This window comes from Pseudoalteromonas sp. APC 3694 (assembly GCF_030407565.1).
Taxonomy (GTDB): Bacteria; Pseudomonadota; Gammaproteobacteria; order Enterobacterales; family Alteromonadaceae; genus Pseudoalteromonas; species Pseudoalteromonas tetraodonis.
In genome coordinates, this window is sequence record NZ_JASDDE010000020.1 from 43,171 (window position 1) to 61,911 (window position 18,741).

The 18,741-nt window shown below is 41.5% G+C and carries 26 protein-coding genes; 18 read left to right on the plus strand and 8 right to left on the minus strand.

What is annotated here, in order from left to right:
* Window positions 1-200: 200 nt before the first annotated feature.
* The 8 genes from QMA00_RS08995 to QMA00_RS09030 all read right to left on the minus strand — a co-directional run bounded on the left by QMA00_RS08995 (window position 201) and on the right by QMA00_RS09030 (window position 7,248).
* A complete protein-coding gene (locus QMA00_RS08995; RefSeq protein ID WP_069438597.1) occupies window positions 201-1,439 on the minus strand; it encodes an ABC transporter permease in 1,239 nt (412 codons plus the stop codon).
* The gene (locus QMA00_RS09000; protein ID WP_290156869.1) at window positions 1,432-2,139 is read right to left on the minus strand and encodes an ABC transporter ATP-binding protein; all 708 of its coding nucleotides are present in this window, start codon (window positions 2,137-2,139) and stop codon (window positions 1,432-1,434) included. The genes QMA00_RS08995 and QMA00_RS09000 overlap by 8 nt, the downstream gene beginning before the upstream one ends.
* The gene (locus QMA00_RS09005) at window positions 2,139-3,305 is read right to left on the minus strand and encodes an efflux RND transporter periplasmic adaptor subunit (RefSeq protein ID WP_290156871.1); all 1,167 of its coding nucleotides are present in this window, start codon (window positions 3,303-3,305) and stop codon (window positions 2,139-2,141) included. Before QMA00_RS09005 ends, QMA00_RS09000 begins: the two co-directional genes overlap by 1 nt.
* Before the next feature lie 48 nt (window positions 3,306-3,353).
* Window positions 3,354-4,064: a YIP1 family protein gene (locus QMA00_RS09010; RefSeq protein ID WP_290156873.1), complete on the minus strand. Its 711-nt coding sequence runs from the start codon at window positions 4,062-4,064 to the stop codon at window positions 3,354-3,356.
* Window positions 4,065-4,259: 195 nt separating this feature from the next.
* Window positions 4,260-4,937: a TorF family putative porin gene (locus tag QMA00_RS09015; protein ID WP_138626097.1), complete on the minus strand. Its 678-nt coding sequence runs from the start codon at window positions 4,935-4,937 to the stop codon at window positions 4,260-4,262.
* Window positions 4,938-5,310: 373 nt separating this feature from the next.
* The gene (locus tag QMA00_RS09020) at window positions 5,311-6,474 is read right to left on the minus strand and encodes a hypothetical protein (RefSeq protein WP_290156876.1); all 1,164 of its coding nucleotides are present in this window, start codon (window positions 6,472-6,474) and stop codon (window positions 5,311-5,313) included.
* 145 nt (window positions 6,475-6,619) lie between these two features.
* Window positions 6,620-6,820: a helix-turn-helix transcriptional regulator gene (locus QMA00_RS09025; RefSeq protein WP_036980460.1), complete on the minus strand. Its 201-nt coding sequence runs from the start codon at window positions 6,818-6,820 to the stop codon at window positions 6,620-6,622.
* Between the two features lie 8 nt (window positions 6,821-6,828).
* The gene (locus QMA00_RS09030; protein ID WP_214552493.1) at window positions 6,829-7,248 is read right to left on the minus strand and encodes a hypothetical protein; all 420 of its coding nucleotides are present in this window, start codon (window positions 7,246-7,248) and stop codon (window positions 6,829-6,831) included.
* Window positions 7,249-7,483: 235 nt separating this feature from the next.
* Between QMA00_RS09030 and QMA00_RS09035 the strand changes: the two genes are divergently transcribed.
* From QMA00_RS09035 to rplQ, 18 genes are all read left to right on the plus strand, one after another.
* Window positions 7,484-9,442, plus strand: a complete 1,959-nt coding sequence (locus QMA00_RS09035; RefSeq protein WP_290156879.1) for an AsmA family protein — start codon at window positions 7,484-7,486, stop codon at window positions 9,440-9,442.
* Window positions 9,443-9,716: 274 nt separating this feature from the next.
* Window positions 9,717-10,085 (plus strand): 50S ribosomal protein L14, encoded by a 369-nt coding sequence (rplN, locus tag QMA00_RS09040; protein ID WP_008115397.1) that lies wholly within the window; start codon window positions 9,717-9,719, stop codon window positions 10,083-10,085.
* 10 nt (window positions 10,086-10,095) lie between these two features.
* Window positions 10,096-10,410, plus strand: coding sequence for a 50S ribosomal protein L24 (gene rplX / locus QMA00_RS09045; RefSeq protein ID WP_004589210.1), 315 nt, complete (start codon window positions 10,096-10,098; stop codon window positions 10,408-10,410).
* 16 nt (window positions 10,411-10,426) lie between these two features.
* A complete protein-coding gene (rplE, locus tag QMA00_RS09050; RefSeq protein WP_010392500.1) occupies window positions 10,427-10,966 on the plus strand; it encodes a 50S ribosomal protein L5 in 540 nt (179 codons plus the stop codon).
* Between the two features lie 10 nt (window positions 10,967-10,976).
* Window positions 10,977-11,282 (plus strand): 30S ribosomal protein S14, encoded by a 306-nt coding sequence (rpsN, locus tag QMA00_RS09055; RefSeq protein WP_006794245.1) that lies wholly within the window; start codon window positions 10,977-10,979, stop codon window positions 11,280-11,282.
* 21 nt (window positions 11,283-11,303) lie between these two features.
* Window positions 11,304-11,696, plus strand: coding sequence for a 30S ribosomal protein S8 (gene rpsH, locus QMA00_RS09060; protein ID WP_016899320.1), 393 nt, complete (start codon window positions 11,304-11,306; stop codon window positions 11,694-11,696).
* 13 nt (window positions 11,697-11,709) lie between these two features.
* A complete protein-coding gene (rplF, locus tag QMA00_RS09065; RefSeq protein ID WP_006794247.1) occupies window positions 11,710-12,243 on the plus strand; it encodes a 50S ribosomal protein L6 in 534 nt (177 codons plus the stop codon).
* Between the two features lie 9 nt (window positions 12,244-12,252).
* Window positions 12,253-12,603: a 50S ribosomal protein L18 gene (gene rplR, locus QMA00_RS09070; RefSeq protein WP_008115388.1), complete on the plus strand. Its 351-nt coding sequence runs from the start codon at window positions 12,253-12,255 to the stop codon at window positions 12,601-12,603.
* A 9-nt stretch (window positions 12,604-12,612) separates the two neighbouring features.
* Window positions 12,613-13,119, plus strand: coding sequence for a 30S ribosomal protein S5 (gene rpsE / locus QMA00_RS09075; RefSeq protein ID WP_008115387.1), 507 nt, complete (start codon window positions 12,613-12,615; stop codon window positions 13,117-13,119).
* 3 nt (window positions 13,120-13,122) lie between these two features.
* Entirely contained in the window at window positions 13,123-13,305 is a 183-nt protein-coding gene (rpmD, locus tag QMA00_RS09080) for a 50S ribosomal protein L30 (protein WP_008115384.1), read from the plus strand.
* 4 nt (window positions 13,306-13,309) lie between these two features.
* Window positions 13,310-13,744 carry a 50S ribosomal protein L15 gene (gene rplO / locus QMA00_RS09085; RefSeq protein ID WP_013466073.1) on the plus strand — a complete coding sequence of 145 codons (435 nt, stop codon included), beginning with the start codon at window positions 13,310-13,312 and terminating at the stop codon, window positions 13,742-13,744.
* A gap of 10 nt (window positions 13,745-13,754) precedes the next feature.
* Window positions 13,755-15,083, plus strand: coding sequence for a preprotein translocase subunit SecY (gene secY / locus QMA00_RS09090; RefSeq protein WP_008115380.1), 1,329 nt, complete (start codon window positions 13,755-13,757; stop codon window positions 15,081-15,083).
* A gap of 22 nt (window positions 15,084-15,105) precedes the next feature.
* Complete coding sequence (gene rpmJ / locus QMA00_RS09095; RefSeq protein WP_002959476.1) at window positions 15,106-15,219, plus strand: 50S ribosomal protein L36; 114 nt, start codon at window positions 15,106-15,108, stop codon at window positions 15,217-15,219.
* 125 nt (window positions 15,220-15,344) lie between these two features.
* Window positions 15,345-15,701, plus strand: a complete 357-nt coding sequence (gene rpsM / locus QMA00_RS09100) for a 30S ribosomal protein S13 (protein WP_008115377.1) — start codon at window positions 15,345-15,347, stop codon at window positions 15,699-15,701.
* Window positions 15,702-15,713: 12 nt separating this feature from the next.
* A complete protein-coding gene (gene rpsK, locus QMA00_RS09105) occupies window positions 15,714-16,100 on the plus strand; it encodes a 30S ribosomal protein S11 (RefSeq protein ID WP_002959471.1) in 387 nt (128 codons plus the stop codon).
* A gap of 21 nt (window positions 16,101-16,121) precedes the next feature.
* The gene (gene rpsD, locus QMA00_RS09110; protein WP_002959461.1) at window positions 16,122-16,742 is read left to right on the plus strand and encodes a 30S ribosomal protein S4; all 621 of its coding nucleotides are present in this window, start codon (window positions 16,122-16,124) and stop codon (window positions 16,740-16,742) included.
* Window positions 16,743-16,766: 24 nt separating this feature from the next.
* Window positions 16,767-17,753 (plus strand): DNA-directed RNA polymerase subunit alpha, encoded by a 987-nt coding sequence (gene rpoA, locus QMA00_RS09115; protein ID WP_008115371.1) that lies wholly within the window; start codon window positions 16,767-16,769, stop codon window positions 17,751-17,753.
* A gap of 39 nt (window positions 17,754-17,792) precedes the next feature.
* Window positions 17,793-18,194 (plus strand): 50S ribosomal protein L17, encoded by a 402-nt coding sequence (gene rplQ, locus QMA00_RS09120; RefSeq protein WP_013466072.1) that lies wholly within the window; start codon window positions 17,793-17,795, stop codon window positions 18,192-18,194.
* The last annotated feature ends 547 nt before the right edge of the window (window positions 18,195-18,741 follow it).

The following is an 18,741-nucleotide window of genomic DNA, read 5'->3' on the forward strand; positions in this document are numbered from 1 at the left end:
CTTATTTTTAGAGTGTTTGGTTTAAAAGAGCAGCAAAGGCTTTATCTGCTAAGGTTTATAAAACCCGCGCTACGCATAAAATATTTATATCATATTACAAGGCTTAGCCAATAGATAAGAGCCTATTAGGTATCCTAAAACAGTAAAAGTCAGCTATTTTAGGATACTATTTTAAGCAAACAGGTCGCTATTTTGAGTGGTTATTCATAACGTAAGGCATCAATGGGATTAAGCCTAGCTGCTTTTATTGCGGGAGCTAAACCAAATACAATACCGATTAAAGAGGTAAAACCAAACGACAGCATAATAGCCCAGCCTGGTATATAAGCGTCGGGCATGCTTGGTACAGAGAGCGAAATGAGCTCGGCAGCACCATAGCCAATGACCAAGCCAATTAAGCCTCCAAATAATGACAGCACCACAGCTTCAACTAAAAACTGCAACATAATAAACCCTGGTGTTGCACCGAGTGCTTTTAGTGTGCCGATAACACGGGTGCGCTCAGTTACTGATACCAACATAATATTCATTACGCCAATACCGCCAACAACAAGACTGATACCAACAATCCCTGCGGTTATTGCGGTAGCGCTGCCCGTAAATTTGTCCACATTAGCACGTGCTTTTTCGGCGGTTTCAAACTCAAAGTCGTTTTCTTGCTCATCTTTTAACTTATGTAATTGCCGTAAAATGCGGGTGATTTTGGCAAGTACTAGTTCTTCCTCACTGCCTTCCTTGAGTCTAAACATAATTTGTACATTACTTGTGCTGCTCGCACCCTCTAATGCGCTCATGGTGCTGATTGGAATGTTAATATAATCGTCTTGATCGAACCCCAATAAACTACCTTGTTTTTCAGCCACGCCAATAATTCTAAACCACTCGCCGCCAAGTTTAATATATTCGCCTACAGGGTTTTTTGGCAGGTTTAGCTTTTCAATAATGGATGGACCAATAAAAGCGACTCGACGGCGCTTTTCATCATCCTCTGCGCGAATAAAGCGCCCAAGTTCTGGAAAGGTTCTATACGCTTTTTGGTAATCTTGCTCTGTACCCATTACTCGTGATGAGTGGCTTTTATTTCCGTATTCAGCGCCACCAGAAAAACGCCAAGTAAACATCAGTGCAGTGAGTGTTTCAGCCTCTTTTACTCGGGCTTTTAAGACTAAAAAATCGTTGTAAGTGAGTTTAGCATTTTTGCCCACCATTTCTTGTTCAATGCTGGTAAAGGGTTTAATTGTGGTTACATCAGGTGCCATATCTGCGAGTTGATCGTTAATTTGCTTAGTAAAGCCTTGCATAACGGCTACCACTGTAATAACCGCGGCAACCCCAATTATAATCCCTAAACAAGTGAGTGCGCTTCGCATGGCATTGGCTTTAATGGCCATTAGTGCTGCTTTTGTTCCTTCCATAATTGCAATAGCAGATTTAAACATGCTGTTTGTCTCCTTCACCTTTACGCACATCGCTCACTACCTTGCCATCAACTAAGCGAATAACTCGCTGGCAATGATCTGCAATTTCTTGTTCGTGAGTTACCAAAATAATGGTGTGGCCTTCATTATGTAGCTCATCAAATAGCGCCATAATTTCAGTGGTAGTTTTGCTGTCTAGATTCCCGGTTGGTTCGTCACCGAGTAAAATATGCGGTTTAGTCACTAGCGCTCGTGCAATGGCAACACGCTGGCGTTGCCCACCAGACAACTGGCTTGATAGATGATCCACTTTATCACCGAGTCCTACACGTTTGAGTGCATCGAGGGCTTTTTGTTTACGTTGTTTTGCGGGTATAAACCTATAAACCAAAGGCTGCATCACATTTTCAAGTGCCGACGCACGCGGAAGTAAGTTAAAGCTCTGAAAAATAAAGCCAACACTTTCGTTACGCTGATGAGCGAGCTCGGTTTCTGTCATACTTTTTACAAGTTTATCTTTTAAAAAGTAATCCCCAGTAGTTGGAGTATCTAAGCAACCCAATAAGTTCATTAAAGTTGACTTACCTGAACCTGAAGGACCGATTATAGCGACATACTCGTTTTCATTAATGACCACGGTTACATCATCTAGGGCCTTAAATATTTGCTCACCCATTTTGTATTGCTTGTTAATATGCTCAAGCTTGATTACCGCCGACATTATTGCGCATCCTTGGCAGTTGTTTGCTTAACTTTTACCGTATCATTTTCTTTTAGTTTACTGATAGGACGTGCAGGGCCAATAACAATTCGCTCCCCTTTATTTAAACCTTGGGTAATTGCTTGCTCTATATCTGAAGAAATACCCACTTCTACATAGGCTTTGCTTACAGTTTTATCGTCGTTTAAACGCCATACAAACGTTTTGTCATCTTCTTTTTGTACGGCTTCGATAGGGAGCTTTAAGCCATTCACAGCAAGGCTTGTTGCGATTTCTGCACGGCAGCTCATACCTGCATATAGTTGCCTATCGGTATTATCAAGTAACACTTTCACTCGAAATGATAAACCTTGTGAACCTGCTTGGTTTTTTGCTGAGGTTCCAATGTTAATGACCTTGCCAGTGAAGGGTTGATTGGGGTACGCAGCAGCATAAATATCTGCATGCTGGTCCAATTTAATGCCAGCAATATCAGTTTCATCAACTCTGAGCTCAGCTAAAATAGCGCTTGGGTCGGCAACCAGCATTAAATCTGAGCCAATAATATTAGTGGTGCCGGCAATAACGGTTTCGCCTTCTTTAATATTTACTGAGGCGAGCAAACCACTCATTGGAGCACGAAATACACTTTTGCTAAGTCTATCTTCAGCGATTGAAAGAGAGGCTTTGGCTTGATTATAAGACTCTACTCTGGCTTCAATATCTATTTTGGCAAGGTCGCGTGCATTTTGTAAGTTCTCGTATACTTCTTGCCCTGCTAGGCCTACGTCATAAAGCTCTTTTTGACGTTTAAGCTGACGTTCAATATTCAAAAGGCGTGTTTTACTATGTTTTATTTCTATTTCGCTAGCTCGCAATACCGCTTTATTACGTGTTACTTCTGACTCAAAAGCAGTGGTATCTAAGCGCATTAAAATGTCGCCTTGTTTTACACTTTGCCCTTCTTCAACAAACACCTTGTCGACTCGTCCGGTTACCTCTGAACGTAACTGCACTTGAGTATTAAAGACTAAATTGCCAGAGGCCATAATGGAGTCTGCAATACTACCTTGCTCAACCTGTGCAACATTTACCTCTGGTGCTTTTTCATCGCCAGTAATTTGCTTTGATACAACAAGAGCAATAAAAGCTGCAATTGCAAGGGTAATGATAATCGCTTTTTTCATTTTTATTTCCGTATTTATGAGTAGGCAGAAAAGTTTGCCTACATTCCTTTAAGCAACAATAATAATTGTCCAGATGCTGTAAATGATAATGGTCGGTAGCGCAGCAAAAAGAAGTGCTTTATTAAAGCTGAAATTAGTCCAACACTTTAACCCAATAGCAACCAAAGCTATGCTCCAAAGACTAAAAATACTTAAACTCTCCATCATATTATAGAAGCTATCTCCAAGCTCTAATCCCAGAAATAACTGATTTATAGACGCGTAATTGAATAAACTAATAGGTAATTCATTGTTACTGGCTGTAAGAACTAGCGCAACAACACCTAAACTTGAAATAACCGTGGGCATCATGCTCCAAACACCAAAACCATACCACGCACCATAGCTATAATTAGCATCAGGGTCTTGCTTAGATATCAACATGTAATACCCAGATAGGAGTGCATTTATAAAAAGAAGGCCGAAAATACCCCCGCCAATTGCAAACCACACTTGGTTATCGAGGCTTTGCTCCATACTTTGACGGATCATTTTTTTCTCGCCGATTGTGGCATCCACACTCGCTGCAGCAACCTGCTGGTCTAAAATAAATTGTGAGTCTGCAGTGGTATAAAATGTATAAGCAGAGGCTGCAAGGGTTAGAGCGAGAAGTGCAAAAGCAAGCCAAGACCAGCCTTTAGCTTCTTTTAGCCCATTAAAAGCCTTGCTTGGGCTGATAAAAATGTCGATACAAGCAGATAGCGCGTTAGATGACTTCATGATTATTCCTTTATGATTTTCTCAGTAGTGAACTATATAGTTATCAGTCATATACTAAGGTAAAAGCGAGGTAAGTTGATTTATTAATTGTAACGGTTTGTTAACAAGGTGTGGCATGATTAGATCTAGTTAAGTTATTTAAAACGAGAAAAGGGCCTTTCGGCCCTTAGTGTTGCAGCAAGTAACACATTCTTTTTATAAGCTAAAGTCGACAGCGTAGGCTACATAAGCTTTAACATCTGAGCCGTCCATGTCGTTATCAGATAGACCAAAGGTAAAACCATCCTTAGAAACTGATACGCCATAATCAATAATATTGTCATCACCGATGAAATCGCCTGAGTAATGCCCTATGTGTAGCGCCATTTCAGTGCCATTGCTACCAACAGCGAAGCTGTAATCGGCGTTTAAATACAGTGAATCACCAAAATCAGTACCATCACCACTGGCAGCAGATGTTGCAAGTACGGCCGCACCAAATGTAAAACCTTGCACACTAATGCTACCGTAAACTTCTGAAAAGTCAGCATCGGCACCTGATGCCGCATCTGGGTAAGCGTAATAAATATAACCTACGTCATAACTTACGTTTTCATTAATAGCGCCGCCAAAACCGGCGTATAAATCTAGTTCGTAGGTCATTTCATCGGCCCAAGACGCATTTGACGCCCACGTACCCGCATAAAATCCAGATTCATTAGCGTAATCAATACCGCCAGATACAGCTGCATCGCCCCCAGTTTGCTCTTGTCCGCGCCATAAGTAGTTAGAAGTAGCGGCTGCATTGGCTGTTACTTCGGCAAATGCAGTAGTTGATGTCATTCCTGTTAATGCCAATGCACTGATGAGTATTGTTTTTTGTAGTTTTAGCATGTTTCATTTCCCATTGTATGATTTTGCACGCCAAGGTTTTTTATTATAAACGACTACAACCTTTTGAACGGCGGCGTATTATTACGTTACTGCAGGGGGGAACTGCACTGTATGTGCCAGCTTCCATTTATTCAATAAAAAATAAATTTTATATTATAAAACAAGGTGTTGAAATTATGCGCAAAGACGCTTTGTGAAAAGTATGTAAAGAAAGAACACACTGCTGGTGCAAAAAAAAGCCTGGCTGCACCATTAGAGCGCTACCAGGCTATCTATATTAGGATCTATTGGCCTTTGAAAATTTAACCTTGAAAGATCTACAGACCCTAACGTTAAGCTAGTTTATTAAAGCTAATTGCGTTTGATATACGTCTTATCCAAAAATGGTACGCATAAGTGTAATTGTTTCGTTTACACCACGGCCTTTTTGTACTTCGTTAATAATAGAATCACGCTTAGCACGAATATGCTCTGGGATATCATCAGCAGCAAGTGCGCGGTCTACTAATATTTCAGCCGATTCTTTTCCTCGGCGTGGCGCTTTACTGCTGCTCGAAGTACTACGTGTAGGTTTATTTAGTAGTTTAATGTAGTTAGAGTTATCTGCAGTATTCGTATCTGCATAATAAAAAAAGCAAGGTATTAGCGCTTTTATATCCACTAACTGAGTTTCTAGTTCATTACCTGCATTGGCCATTTTAAACCATGACATAGCGTGAATGCTTTGTACTACATCTTGCCAGTAACGCTCAAAGTCACGGTTATTTAATTTGGTGATACCAAGTGCGGAGCAAAGTGCATCTAAGCGACTGTTACTAATCGGTGTAAATACATCAGGGCGGCGCATTGCTAATAAACGGGTTGCAGGCGCTAGTGTTGGTTTTTCATCACTGCCATTAAATGCACTCAAGTAAGCAATTACAAATTGTTGGTAATTACTTTGCGCTACATCACCCTCAAGTGGGATATTGCTAAGGGCATCGTCAAATGCACCTGGCAAGTCAGCCAACATCTGATGAAAGCCTTTAGCACTTTTTGTAGAGGCAAACCATTCTACATCAAAGTTATAAGTACTCGGATCGAGTGATGCCATATGCTTACCGCTAAAAGCGAGTAAGTCTTCAGGGATCATCTCTTTTAACGGCTTTTCACGCAGACCTGCAATATAAGCAGTTAAACGTAATTGCTCATCAAGTGCCACCAGTTCTTTATGTTGCTCTACAAACATACTCACTACTGGCCAAGGTGCTACCCGTAATGTTTTTAACTGTAAAAAGCTAATGGCTGTAATAAGTTGGTCATGCAACTTTTTTAATAATGGTAATTGTTGGTTTTCGAGTAAGTCGTAATTAATGCGGTCGCGGCTTGCATTTAATAGCTCGTAACACCAACCTAAAAAGTCTTCTGGATGGTTTTCCACTTTCACAGCCATCAGGTTTAGGCTTAGCTCTGAAGATTGCTTCAGAATGTTTTGATAAATTTGACTTTCTTGCTCGCCTAATGCCATTTTTGACGGTGAAATTAGCAGTTTTTTCATGCCTTGTAGAGTCTCCGAGTAGATACATTTTTTAGCTGCTTTATTTTAGCGCAAATACGCCAATAGCAACAGGGCCGTGCATAATACCTAACAATTCAAGGGATGCAATCATGATGCTTAATATAAGTACCATGATTGCCGAGGTTTAATCATGCTCTTGCAGCGTAAACAAGCTTTCAACAGAAGTATTAAAGTGCCTCGCTATTTTAAGCGCAATTATTACCGATGGCGTAAATCGGTTTGTTTCTACAGTGCTTATTGTTTTGCGTGATACATTAATAGCATCAGCGAGCTCTTGCTGTGAAAGCCCTGCCTCTTTACGAAATTTTGCTATGTTATTTTGCACTTTGACTCCTAGTCACGACTTTGCAAAAAAGTAGAAATTCCGTACACTAAACACATAATAGCAAGGTAAAAAGTAGCCATCATGCTATGAGATATATGTAAAGTTAGGCCTTCAGAGAATAAATAAACCGTGCCCATACTAAATAACAATGCTAATACAACATGTTTATAAGCAATTGTATCTACAGTCTTTAAGTATTCATCTTTGTAAGTAAGGTGGTATTTCATTCTCCATGTAAAGCCACCTCTAATTACAAACATAAGGAAAGAACCAAGAAATGCGGTGCTTCCTAAAATCAGCAACGGCGCTGACGTGTTTCCGATAATGGGGTAGCCACTGATTATTAGTAACGTAATACCCATAAATATCGAAAACCATGCGTTGTGACTCATAAATTTTTCTTCAGTTTTAATATCTTGTTGTTTCATAAAGTCTATCCTGTGAAAGTGTTAATTTATTTTTATAACCTCTAGGTATCAATGTAACCTTGGGGTATCATTTTATCAATTGTTTCTTGTAACCTAAGGGTATCAAAATGTTTCAGTTACAATTCATATACCCACGTTAGAATGTAGAAAAGTAGCTTTTTAGTTATTGGGCAATGCTTTTAGTGTTAACTCCCGCTATGATAAGAACATTATTTGCACGTTTGAAAGGATGATCATGAAGACCTTATTTAAAATTGTTGGTGTAATACTCTTACTTTGTATTGCGTTAATTGTTGCTGCACCATTTTTAATTCCTACCGATACCATTTTTAATAAAGTGTCTGAGCAGGTTGAAAAAACAACAGGGCGCACACTTACTATTAAAGGTGATAAAACGCTTAGTGTATTTCCTGCATTAAAGTTAGAGCTTAACGATGTGCACTTTGCAAACATGCAGACAGGCTCGCGCGACGACATGGCAAGTATGGAGCAATTAGCTGTGCATATACCCTGGTTATCGTTATTTGGCGGCGAATTCAAACTAGATAAGTTTGTTATTAACGAGCCCAATATTTTATTAGAAACTGATAAGAACGGTAAAGCTAACTGGCAGCTGTTTGATGCTGTAGCCGAACAGCCGCAAGTGCAAACTCAATCAGGTGAGGCTGTCAAACTACCAGAAAACTTTGATATAGAGTTAGGTGAAGTGGCTATTTACGGTGGTACGTTTACTTACCTAGATGGGCAAACAGGCGCTAAACAACAAATTAGCGATTTAGAACTGGCTATATTACTGCCTTCACTGCGCAAACAGCTCGAAGTCAAAGGAGCTATAACTTACATGCAAGAGCGCTTTGAGCTTGATGTAAAACTCGACACACCAGCAAAAGCGATTGAAGGTGCCCCATTTAATGTAAAGCAAACGCTTAACTCACGTTTAGTCGATTTAACGTTTGATGGCAGCATAGCCAAACAAGGCCAAGATATTAAAGGATTATTAGCACTTAACGGTGATTCAGTTAAAAATATTGCTAACTGGCAAGGGGTTGACTTAAACGCGAAAGACAATGCGTTTAATGCCTTTAGTATCAATACCCAAATGCACTTGCTCAGTGAGGAGTTTAACCTAACAGAATTGGTTGCAACGCTCGATGCACTCGAGATTAAAGGTAAAAGTAAGGTGAATCTAGGCAGCCGTTTAGCGGTTAATGCTGATATTGACCTAGGGATGCTTGATTTAAATCCTTACTTACCAGAAACCGTAGCTAAAAAAGAAGCCCCAGTAAAAGACGAGTCTAAGCCTGCAGAACCGATTGTATGGGATGATACTAAAATTGATTTAAGTGGCTTAAGTGCATTAGATGCAAATGTGATTGTTCGTTCAAGTGGTTTAAAAGCTAACGACATTAAACTAGGCGCTAATCAGTTTACTATGGCACTTAAAAATAGCATTGCTAAATTAAGCTTAGATAGCTTTGTCGCTTATGAAGGAACAGGTAAAGGGGTGGTGACTATCAACGCCCAAAATACCCCTTATAAAATAGCAACCAACTTCGATTTAGATAAAATAGAGGCACAGCCCTTACTTACTGATGCTGCAGGCTTTGATAAGCTAATGGGCAAGGGCTCTTTAAGTTGGAATCTAACCACGGCAGGGCAAAGCCAAAAAACATTCATTAACGCGCTTAATGGTAAGCTAGGGTTCAAGTTCGCGGATGGTGCCGTTAAGGGAGAAAACGTAGCGGAAATGGTGCGTAAGGGTAAAGAGCTAGTTAAAGGCAACTTTAATGCCGTGTCTGAGGGATTAGATACAGGATTTGAAGAATCTGAGAAAACCGATTTCTCTGCACTTTCTGGTAGTTTTAACTTTACCAATGGCGTAGGCAAAAATACTGATTTATCGTTGATCAGCCCTTTAATACGCATTTCAGGTGAAGGGGACGTTGATTTACCGCAAACGCTCGTTAACTATCGACTAGTAACAGGCGTCGTGGACTCTATTGAAGGTCAAGGTACAACCGATGACAGTACTGGCTTTAAAGTTCCTTTACGCATAAAAGGCCCGTTTCATGACGTGAATATAAAGCTTGATGTAAGCAATGCTTTAAAAGATGAAGCTAAGCAAAAGCTTGATGATGCAAAAGACAAAGCTAAAGATAAAATTAAAGACAAATTAAAAGGTTTGTTTGGCTAATTTTAATTACTGATATAAAACAAGGCATCAACAAGATGCCTTGTTTGTTTTATAACCACCTGTAAATTAGATAAATAGCATAGAAAACCTCGTTTTAATTTAGCATCTCTATTAAATTAATTAAAAAATAACCTACCACTCCCCCCTCAATGCTGATACAATTGCCCGCCCTTAAGAGACATCTAGTATGTTTTTTGAGTGGAATTCAATCGAAATGTCTTGATTTTAAACAAATTTAAGACAAGTTGTAATTACTACACCGGAGGTCATTAACATGATCCAAATGCAAACTCAGCTGGAAGTTGCTGATAACAGCGGCGCTCGCAAAGTGCAGTGTATAAAAGTCCTTGGTGGTTCACACCGTCGCTATGCAGCGATTGGCGATATCATTAAAGTTTCTGTAAAAGAAGCGATTCCTCGCGGTAAAGTGAAGAAAGGTGATGTTAAAAACGCGGTAGTTGTGCGTACCAAAAAAGGCGTTCGTCGTCCAGACGGTTCATTGATCCGTTTCGACAGCAATGCGGCTGTTATCTTAAATGATAACTTGCAGCCTATTGGTACTCGTATTTTCGGCCCTGTGACTCGCGAACTTCGTAATGAAAAGTTCATGAAAATCGTTTCACTAGCCCCAGAAGTACTGTAAGGAGTCTATCATGGCAGCAAAAATCCGTCGTGATGACGAAGTAATCGTACTAGCAGGTAAAGACAAAGGTAAGCGCGGCAAAGTGCTTTCAGTTGTAACCGAGTCTGGTCGAGTATTTGTCGAAGGCATTAACTTAATCAAGAAACACCAAAAGCCGGTTCCACAGTTGAACCAAGCTGGCGGTATTGTTGAGAAAGAAGCGTCTATCGACGTATCAAACGTTGCGATCTACAACTCGGAAACGAGCAAAGCAGATCGTGTAGGTTTCAAGATTGAAGATGGTAAGAAATTACGTATCTTTAAATCTACTGGTAAAACTATCTAATAGTTGGAGTAGAATGATGGCGAAACTGCATGAAGTATATAAAGACAAAGTAGTTGCTGAACTTCAAGAGAAGTTTGGTTTCAGCTCTGTCATGCAAGTCCCTCAGATCGAAAAGATCACATTAAACATGGGTGTGGGCGAAGCCTTAGCTGACAAGAAGATTTTAGATAACGCTGTTGCGGATCTAGAAGCTATCTCTGGTCAGAAACCTTTAATCACTAAAGCACGCAAATCTGTTGCTGGCTTCAAAGTGCGTGAAGGTTACCCGATTGGTTGTAAAGTAACCCTACGCGGCGAGCGTATGTGGGACTTTTTTGAGCGTTTGGTTTCAATCGCTATCCCACGTATCCGTGACTTCCGTGGTGTGAGTGCTAAGTCTTTTGATGGACGCGGTAACTACAGCATGGGCGTACGTGAACAAATCATCTTCCCAGAAATTGATTATGATAAAGTAGACCGTGTACGCGGTATGGATATCACAATCACTACATCTGCGAAATCAGATGAGGAAGGCCGTGCGTTGTTAGAAGCGTTTAACTTCCCATTCAAGAAATAAGGGTAGGGTTATGGCAAAGAATTCTATGAAAGCGCGCGAAGCAAAGCGCACTAAACTAGTTGCTCAGTACGCTGAAAAGCGTGCAGCACTAAAAGCTATCATCAGTGATGTTAATACATCTGAAGATGATCGTTGGGACGCGGTACTTAAGCTACAAGCTTTACCTCGTGATTCTAGCCCTGCACGTCAACGTAATCGTTGTAACATTACGGGCCGCCCACATGGTTTCCTTCGCAAATTCGGCATGAGCCGTATTAAAGTTCGCGAAGCAGCTATGCGCGGTGAAATTCCTGGCCTTAAAAAGGCTAGCTGGTAATAGAATCATGGGAGTAAGACTATGAGCTTGCAAGATCCTATCGCGGATTTATTTACACGAATCCGTAACGGTCAGTCAGCGAAGAAAGTATCTGTAACGATGCCTAATTCGAAACTGAAAGTAGCAGTAGCTAATGTATTAAAAAATGAAGGTTACATCGCAGACTTCTCAGTAAGTGGTGATGTAAAACCTGAGCTTTCTATCGAGTTAAAGTACTTCGAAGGCAAAGCTGTTATTGAAAATATCCAGCGTGTAAGTCGCCCTGGTCTACGTATCTATAAGAGACGTGACGAATTACCAAAGGTAATGGGTGGTTTAGGTATCGCTATCGTATCAACTTCTAAAGGCCTAATGACAGACCGCGCAGCACGTAGTGCAGGCGTTGGTGGTGAAATCATTGGTTTTGTAGCTTAATCGGAGGGGAACTATGTCTCGCATAGCAAAGGCACCAATAAACGTTCCTGCCGGTGTAGAAGTTACATTAAAAGGCCAGGAAATCACAGTTAAAGGCAAAAACGGTGAACTTACTCGTACTATCAACGATGCAGTTGAAGTACAAGTTAACGACAACGTTATTACAACTTTACCTCGTGAAGGCGTAGCCAATGCATGGGCACAAGCAGGTACTGCTCGCGCTCTAATCAACAACATGGTTGTTGGTACGCATGAAGGTTACGAGAAGAAACTTCAGTTAGTAGGTGTTGGTTACCGTGCTGCAGCTAAGGGCAAAGTTTTAGACTTAACTCTTGGTTTCTCGCACCCAGTTAATTTCGCAGTTCCTGAAGGAATTACGATTGAAACTCCAAGCCAAACAGAAGTTCTAGTTAAGGGCGTAGATAAGCAGTTAGTTGGTCAAACAGCTGCTAACATTCGTGCATACCGTAAACCTGAGCCTTATAAAGGTAAAGGTGTTCGTTATTCAGATGAGAATGTACGCCGTAAAGAGGCTAAGAAGAAGTAAGGTAAGACGATGGATAAAAAAACAGCTCGTCTACGTCGTGCTAAACGCACTCGTAGAAATTATATTGAACAAGGCACAACGCGTCTTGTTATCCACCGCACGCCACGTCACATTTACGCTCAAGTTGTAAACGCTGAGGGTAATGTACTGGCTGCTGCTTCTACTGTTGAGAAAGCTATTAGCGAAACAGTTAAAGGCACAGGCAACGTTGCAGCTGCACAAGCAGTTGGTAAAGCGGTTGCTGAACGTGCGGCTGACAAAGGCATCGAAAAGATTGCTTTTGATCGCAGTGGCTTTAAATATCACGGCCGTGTGAAGGCGCTAGCTGATGCTGCGCGTGAAGCCGGTTTGCAATTCTAGGAGTAGACAATGGCTAACGTAGAAGCAAAGCAACAACAGCCTGATTTAGCTGAAAAGCTAATCGCGGTGAACCGTGTGTCTAAAGTAGTTAAAGGTGGTCGTATCTTTAGCTTTACTGCACTAACTGTAGTTGGTGATGGCGCAGGTAAAGTAGGTTTCGGTTATGGTAAAGCACGTGAAGTTCCAGCTGCTATTCAAAAAGCAATGGAAAAAGCACGTCGTAACATGATCAACGTAGACCTAAATGGCAACACATTACAGCATCCTGTTAAAGGACGTCATGCTGGCTCACAAGTGTTTATGAAACCAGCATCTGAAGGTACTGGTATCATTGCAGGTGGTGCTATGCGTGCAGTACTTGAAGTGACTGGTGTTCAGAACGTACTTTCTAAATGTTACGGTTCTACTAACCCGATCAACGTTGTACGTGCAACGATCTCAGCTCTTGAGAACATGAATTCTCCTCAGTCGATCGCTGCAAAACGTGGTCTTCGAGTAGATGAGATTTTGGGGTAAACCATGGCTAATAAAACTGTAAAAGTAACACAAGTAAAAAGCTCTATCGGTCGTTTACCGAAGCATAAAGCTACATTACGCGGTCTTGGTTTACGTCGTATCAATCACACTGTTGAGTTAGAAGACACAGCATGTGTACGTGGTATGATTAACCAGGTTTATTACATGGTTAAGGTAGAGGGGTAATTCGATGCATTTGAATACACTTTCACCTGCTGCAGGTTCAAAAACTGCTCCAAAACGTGTTGGTCGTGGTATCGGTTCTGGTCTTGGTAAGACTGGTGGCCGTGGTCACAAAGGTCAAAAATCACGTTCTGGCGGTAAAGTACGCGTTGGTTTCGAAGGCGGTCAAATGCCTATGCAACGTCGTCTACCTAAGTTCGGTTTCACTTCTCGCAAATCATTAGTATCTGCAGAAATTAACCTATACGAAATCGCTAAAGTTGAAGGCGATGTGGTAGACCTAAGCGCGTTACAAGCAGCTGGTCTAGTTAAAAAGAACGTTCAGTTCGTTAAAGTTGTTAAATCTGGCGAAGTTTCACGCGCTGTTACCGTTAAAGGCCTTAAGGCTACTAAAGGTGCACGCGAAGCTATCGAAGCTGCCGGAGGCAAGGTAGAAGACTAAGGAAGTACTAATGGCTAAACCAGGTCAAGATACACAAAGTGCACAAGGTGGACTTTCGGAATTGAAGCGCCGATTACTCTTCGTATTGGGTGCTATCATAATTTACCGTCTAGGTTCATTTGTGCCGATCCCTGGGATTGACGCCGCTGTACTTGCCGATTTCTTCGAGCAACAAAAGGGCACCATTGTTGAGATGTTCAACATGTTTAGCGGTGGTGCGCTTGAGCGAGCTTCAGTGTTAGCACTGGGTATCATGCCGTATATCTCGGCTTCGATTATTACGCAACTATTAACGCATATGTATCCACCGTTTATAGAGCTTAAGAAAGAAGGTGAGCAAGGGCGTAAAAAGATAAGCCAGTACACACGCTACGGCACGCTTGTGCTTGCTACTATCCAATCAATCGGTATTGCCACAAGCTTACCGGGCATGATGAACGGGTTAGTTGTTAACCCAGGTATGGGATTCTACTTCACCGCTGTGGTGAGTTTAGTAACCGGTACTATGTTCCTTATGTGGTTGGGCGAACAGATAACAGAGCGCGGTATCGGTAACGGTATCTCAGTTCTAATATTTGTTGGTATTGTAGCTAACCTGCCGTCTGCTATTGGTTCGACAGCCGAAATGGCGCGCCAAGGTGATTTGAATGTTTTTGTACTGTTGATGGTTGCGGTTATAGTATTCGCTGTTACTTATCTTGTTGTATTCTTTGAACGTGGTCAACGACGTATCGTTGTTAACTACGCCAAACGTCAACAAGGTCGTCAAGTATTTGCTGCTCAAAGCACGCATTTACCTCTGAAAGTAAATATGGCGGGTGTTATTCCACCAATCTTCGCTAGCAGTATAATTCTGTTCCCTGGTACAATTGCAAGCTGGTTCGGCCAGGGTGAAGGTCCGGTTGCTGATGTGCTACAAGCAATTGCTACAACGTTGACTCCAGGTCAGCCTTTGTATGCAATGGTTTTAGCTGCGGCTATCATCTTCTTCTGCTTTTTCTACACAGCGTTGGTTTTTAACCCGCGTGAAACGGCAGACAACCTGAAAAAATCTGGCGCATTTATCCCAGGTATTCGTCCAGGTGAGCAGACATCTAAATACATTGATAAAGTGATGACACGCCTGACATTGGCAGGTGCTTTGTATATAACCTTTATCTGTCTGGTGCCCGAATTCATGACTATGGCATGGCAAACGCCATTCTATTTCGGCGGTACATCAATTTTGATTATCGTTGTAGTAATCATGGACTTTATGGCACAAGTACAGACGCATCTGATGTCACATCAGTATGATTCTGTGCTGAAAAAAGCGAACCTTAAAGGCTACGGTCGATAAGGTCAGTTTACGGAGTTGAGCAATGAAAGTACGTGCTTCCGTTAAGAAAATATGCCGTAACTGTAAAGTTATTAAACGTGCTGGTGTAGTACGCGTAATTTGCAGTGAGCCTAAGCATAAGCAAAGGCAAGGCTAAGTAAACAGTCGTGCAGGCTGAGGTTTCTCGGCCTGTGTTTTTAGTTGTGATTTGGTCTTCGTTTGAGTATCCTTACGGGCTTTTCAAACAGATGATTACCAAATTCAAATATAGGAGATGTGTTAGTGGCCCGTATCGCTGGCATTAACGTCCCTGATCATAAACATGCAGTTATTGGTTTAACAGCTATTTATGGCATAGGTAAGACTCGCTCTAAGGCTATCTTAGAAGCGACTGGTATCGCCGAGACCACAAAAATCGGTGAACTTTCAGACGAAACACTTGACGTATTGCGTGAAGCAGTTGGCAAGTACACTGTAGAAGGTGACCTTCGTCGTGAAGTTACTTTGAATATCAAGCGCCTTATGGACCTTGGTTGTTTCCGTGGCCTACGTCACCGTCGCTCTTTACCACTTCGTGGTCAAAGAACAAAGACTAACGCGCGTACCCGTAAGGGTCCTCGTAAGCCTATTAAGCGATAAGGGGATAGTAAAATGGCTAAGACACCAATTCGTCGTAAAAAGGTTAAAAAGCAAGTTGCTGATGGTATGGCTCATGTTCATGCGTCTTTCAACAACACTATTGTAACGATTACCGACCGTCAAGGTAATGCACTATCATGGGCTACTGCCGGTGGTTCAGGTTTCCGTGGTTCACGTAAATCTACTCCATTTGCTGCTCAGGTTGCTGCAGAGCGTGCAGGTACTGCTGCTCAAGAATACGGTTTAAAAAATCTAGAAGTTTTCATCAAAGGTCCAGGTCCAGGTCGTGAATCTGCTGTACGTGCTTTGAATGCTGCTGGTTACCGTATCACCAACATTACTGACGTGACGCCAATACCACACAATGGTTGTCGTCCACCGAAGAAACGTCGCGTTTAACAATAGGTTAGGAGAAATAACATGGCAAGATATTTGGGCCCTAAGCTCAAGCTGAGTCGTCGTGAAGGTACTGACCTGTTCCTTAAGAGCGGCGTAAGAGCTATCGACTCTAAGTGTAAACTTGAGACTGCACCTGGTCAGCACGGCGCTCGTAAAGGACGCTTATCTGATTACGGTTTACAATTACGTGAAAAGCAAAAAGTACGTCGTATCTACGGTGTATTAGAAAAGCAATTCCGTAACTACTACAAAGAAGCTGCTCGCCTTAAAGGTAATACAGGTGAAAACTTGTTACAGCTTTTAGAGCAACGTTTAGACAATGTTGTATATCGCATGGGTTTTGCTAGCACACGCGCTGAAGCACGTCAGTTAGTAAGCCACAAAGCGATTCTAGTTAATGGTCGTGTTGTGAACATTCCTTCATACGTAATTACTCCAGAAGATACTGTTGTAATCCGTGAGAAGTCTAAGACACAAGCACGTATCATCGCTGCTCTAGAGTTGGCTGAGCAACGTGAAAAGCCGACTTGGGTTGAAGTTGACGGTAAGAAATTGGAAGGTAGCTTCAAGCGCCTACCTGAGCGTTCAGATCTGTCTGCGGACATTAATGAACAACTAATCGTCGAACTTTACTCTAAGTAAAGTTAAGAGTTAAGAGAGGATAAAATGCAGGGTTCTGTTACAGAATTTCTAAAACCAAGGTTAGTCGATATCGACGCTATAAACCCAACGCGTTCTAAAGTAGTTTTAGAACCACTCGAGCGTGGCTTTGGTCACACTTTGGGTAATGCCTTACGCCGTATACTGTTATCATCTATGCCTGGATGTGCAGTAACTGAAGTTGAAATCGACGGTGTATTGCATGAGTACAGCGCGAAAGAAGGCGTACAAGAAGACATCATTGAAATACTACTAAACCTTAAAGGTCTAGCGGTAACGTTAGAAGGCAAAGATGAAGTTTTTCTGACCCTGACTAAATCTGGTGTAGGCCCTGTGACTGCGGCAGATATTCAGCACGATGGCGATGTAACAATTGCTAACCCAGATCATGTTATTTGTAATTTAACTACAAATAACAGCGAGATCAGCATGCGTATTCGTGTTGAGCGTGGTCGTGGTTATGTGCCGGCATCTAGTCGTTTATCCTCTGATGACGATGAGCGTCCAATTGGTCGATTGCTGCTTGATGCATCATTCAGCCCAGTTGAACGTATTGCGTACTCGGTTGAATCAGCCCGTGTTGAGCAACGTACAGACTTAGACAAGTTAATCATTGATATGGAAACAAACGGCACTTTAGATCCTGAAGAAGCGATCCGCCGTGCGTCTACTATCTTAGCTGAGCAACTAGATGCATTCGTAGATTTACGCGATGTAACTGAGCCAGAAGAGAAAGAAGAGAAGCCAGAATTCGATCCTATTCTACTTCGTCCAGTTGATGATCTTGAACTAACAGTACGTTCAGCAAACTGTTTGAAAGCCGAGCAAATTCAATATATCGGTGATTTAGTTCAGCGCACTGAAGTTGAGCTTCTTAAAACGCCTAATTTAGGTAAGAAGTCTCTAACTGAAATAAAAGACGTGCTAGCTTCACGTGGTCTTTCTCTAGGCATGCGCCTAGAAAATTGGCCGCCTGCAAGCCTAGCTGAATAATCTAAATCACTATATTAGTTTAGTTAGAAGGATAGGGTCATGCGCCATCGTAAGAGTGGTCGTCAATTAAACCGTAACAGTAGCCATCGTAAAGCGATGTTCAGCAATATGGCAGGTTCTTTGGTGAAACATGAAATCATCAAAACTACTTTGCCTAAAGCGAAAGAGTTACGCCGTGTAATTGAACCTTTAATCACACTGGCTAAGACTGACAGCGTAGCAAATCGCCGTTTAGCATTTGCCCGCACGCGTGATAATGAAGTAGTTGGTAAATTGTTCAGCGAAATCGGTCCTCGTAATACAGACCGTCCAGGTGGTTACACTCGTATTCTTAAGTGTGGCTTCCGTGCTGGTGATAATGCACCAATGGCTTATATTGAACTAGTTGGTCGCCCAGCGGCGAGCGAAGAAGTTCAAGAAGACGCACAGTCTGCAGAGTAAGTCTTTAAAGAGACACCAAAAAGCCGAGCTTATGCTCGGCTTTTTAATACCTAAAATTTATCACACGGTAATAGGGTCGCGACAAGTCCTCCCCAATTTTTTTATCAATAATAAACAACAGCCCCATATCAATAAAGGCAGTCTATTTGCTACTAACAGAAAAATAGTTCGCTTATTTAAATACTTTCTTCATGTTACCCCTGACCTATATATGTTATTTAGCTATGATTGGTAAAAATAAGCTAATTATATAACTTAAGGTTGTGATTAACGTCATAGGTTGAAACAGTAAATACATAAGTAAAGAAAGCCTTAACTATATGCTATGTTTTTTGCCAAATGCCCTTAGTGTTCTACTAGCTAAAATAGTTATAGCAAGAAATCGGATGCTATTTGCAAGCGATTTCAACATCAACATCAACACGTTATCATTAAAAAATAACTTATAACCTCATTTGAAGCTAAATATGCTTGAGTTTAGTTGTCTTTTTAAGCGTTTAGTTGTAATTTTGTTCGAACAGTCATTTATTTCAAGTTTTCTTCAAAA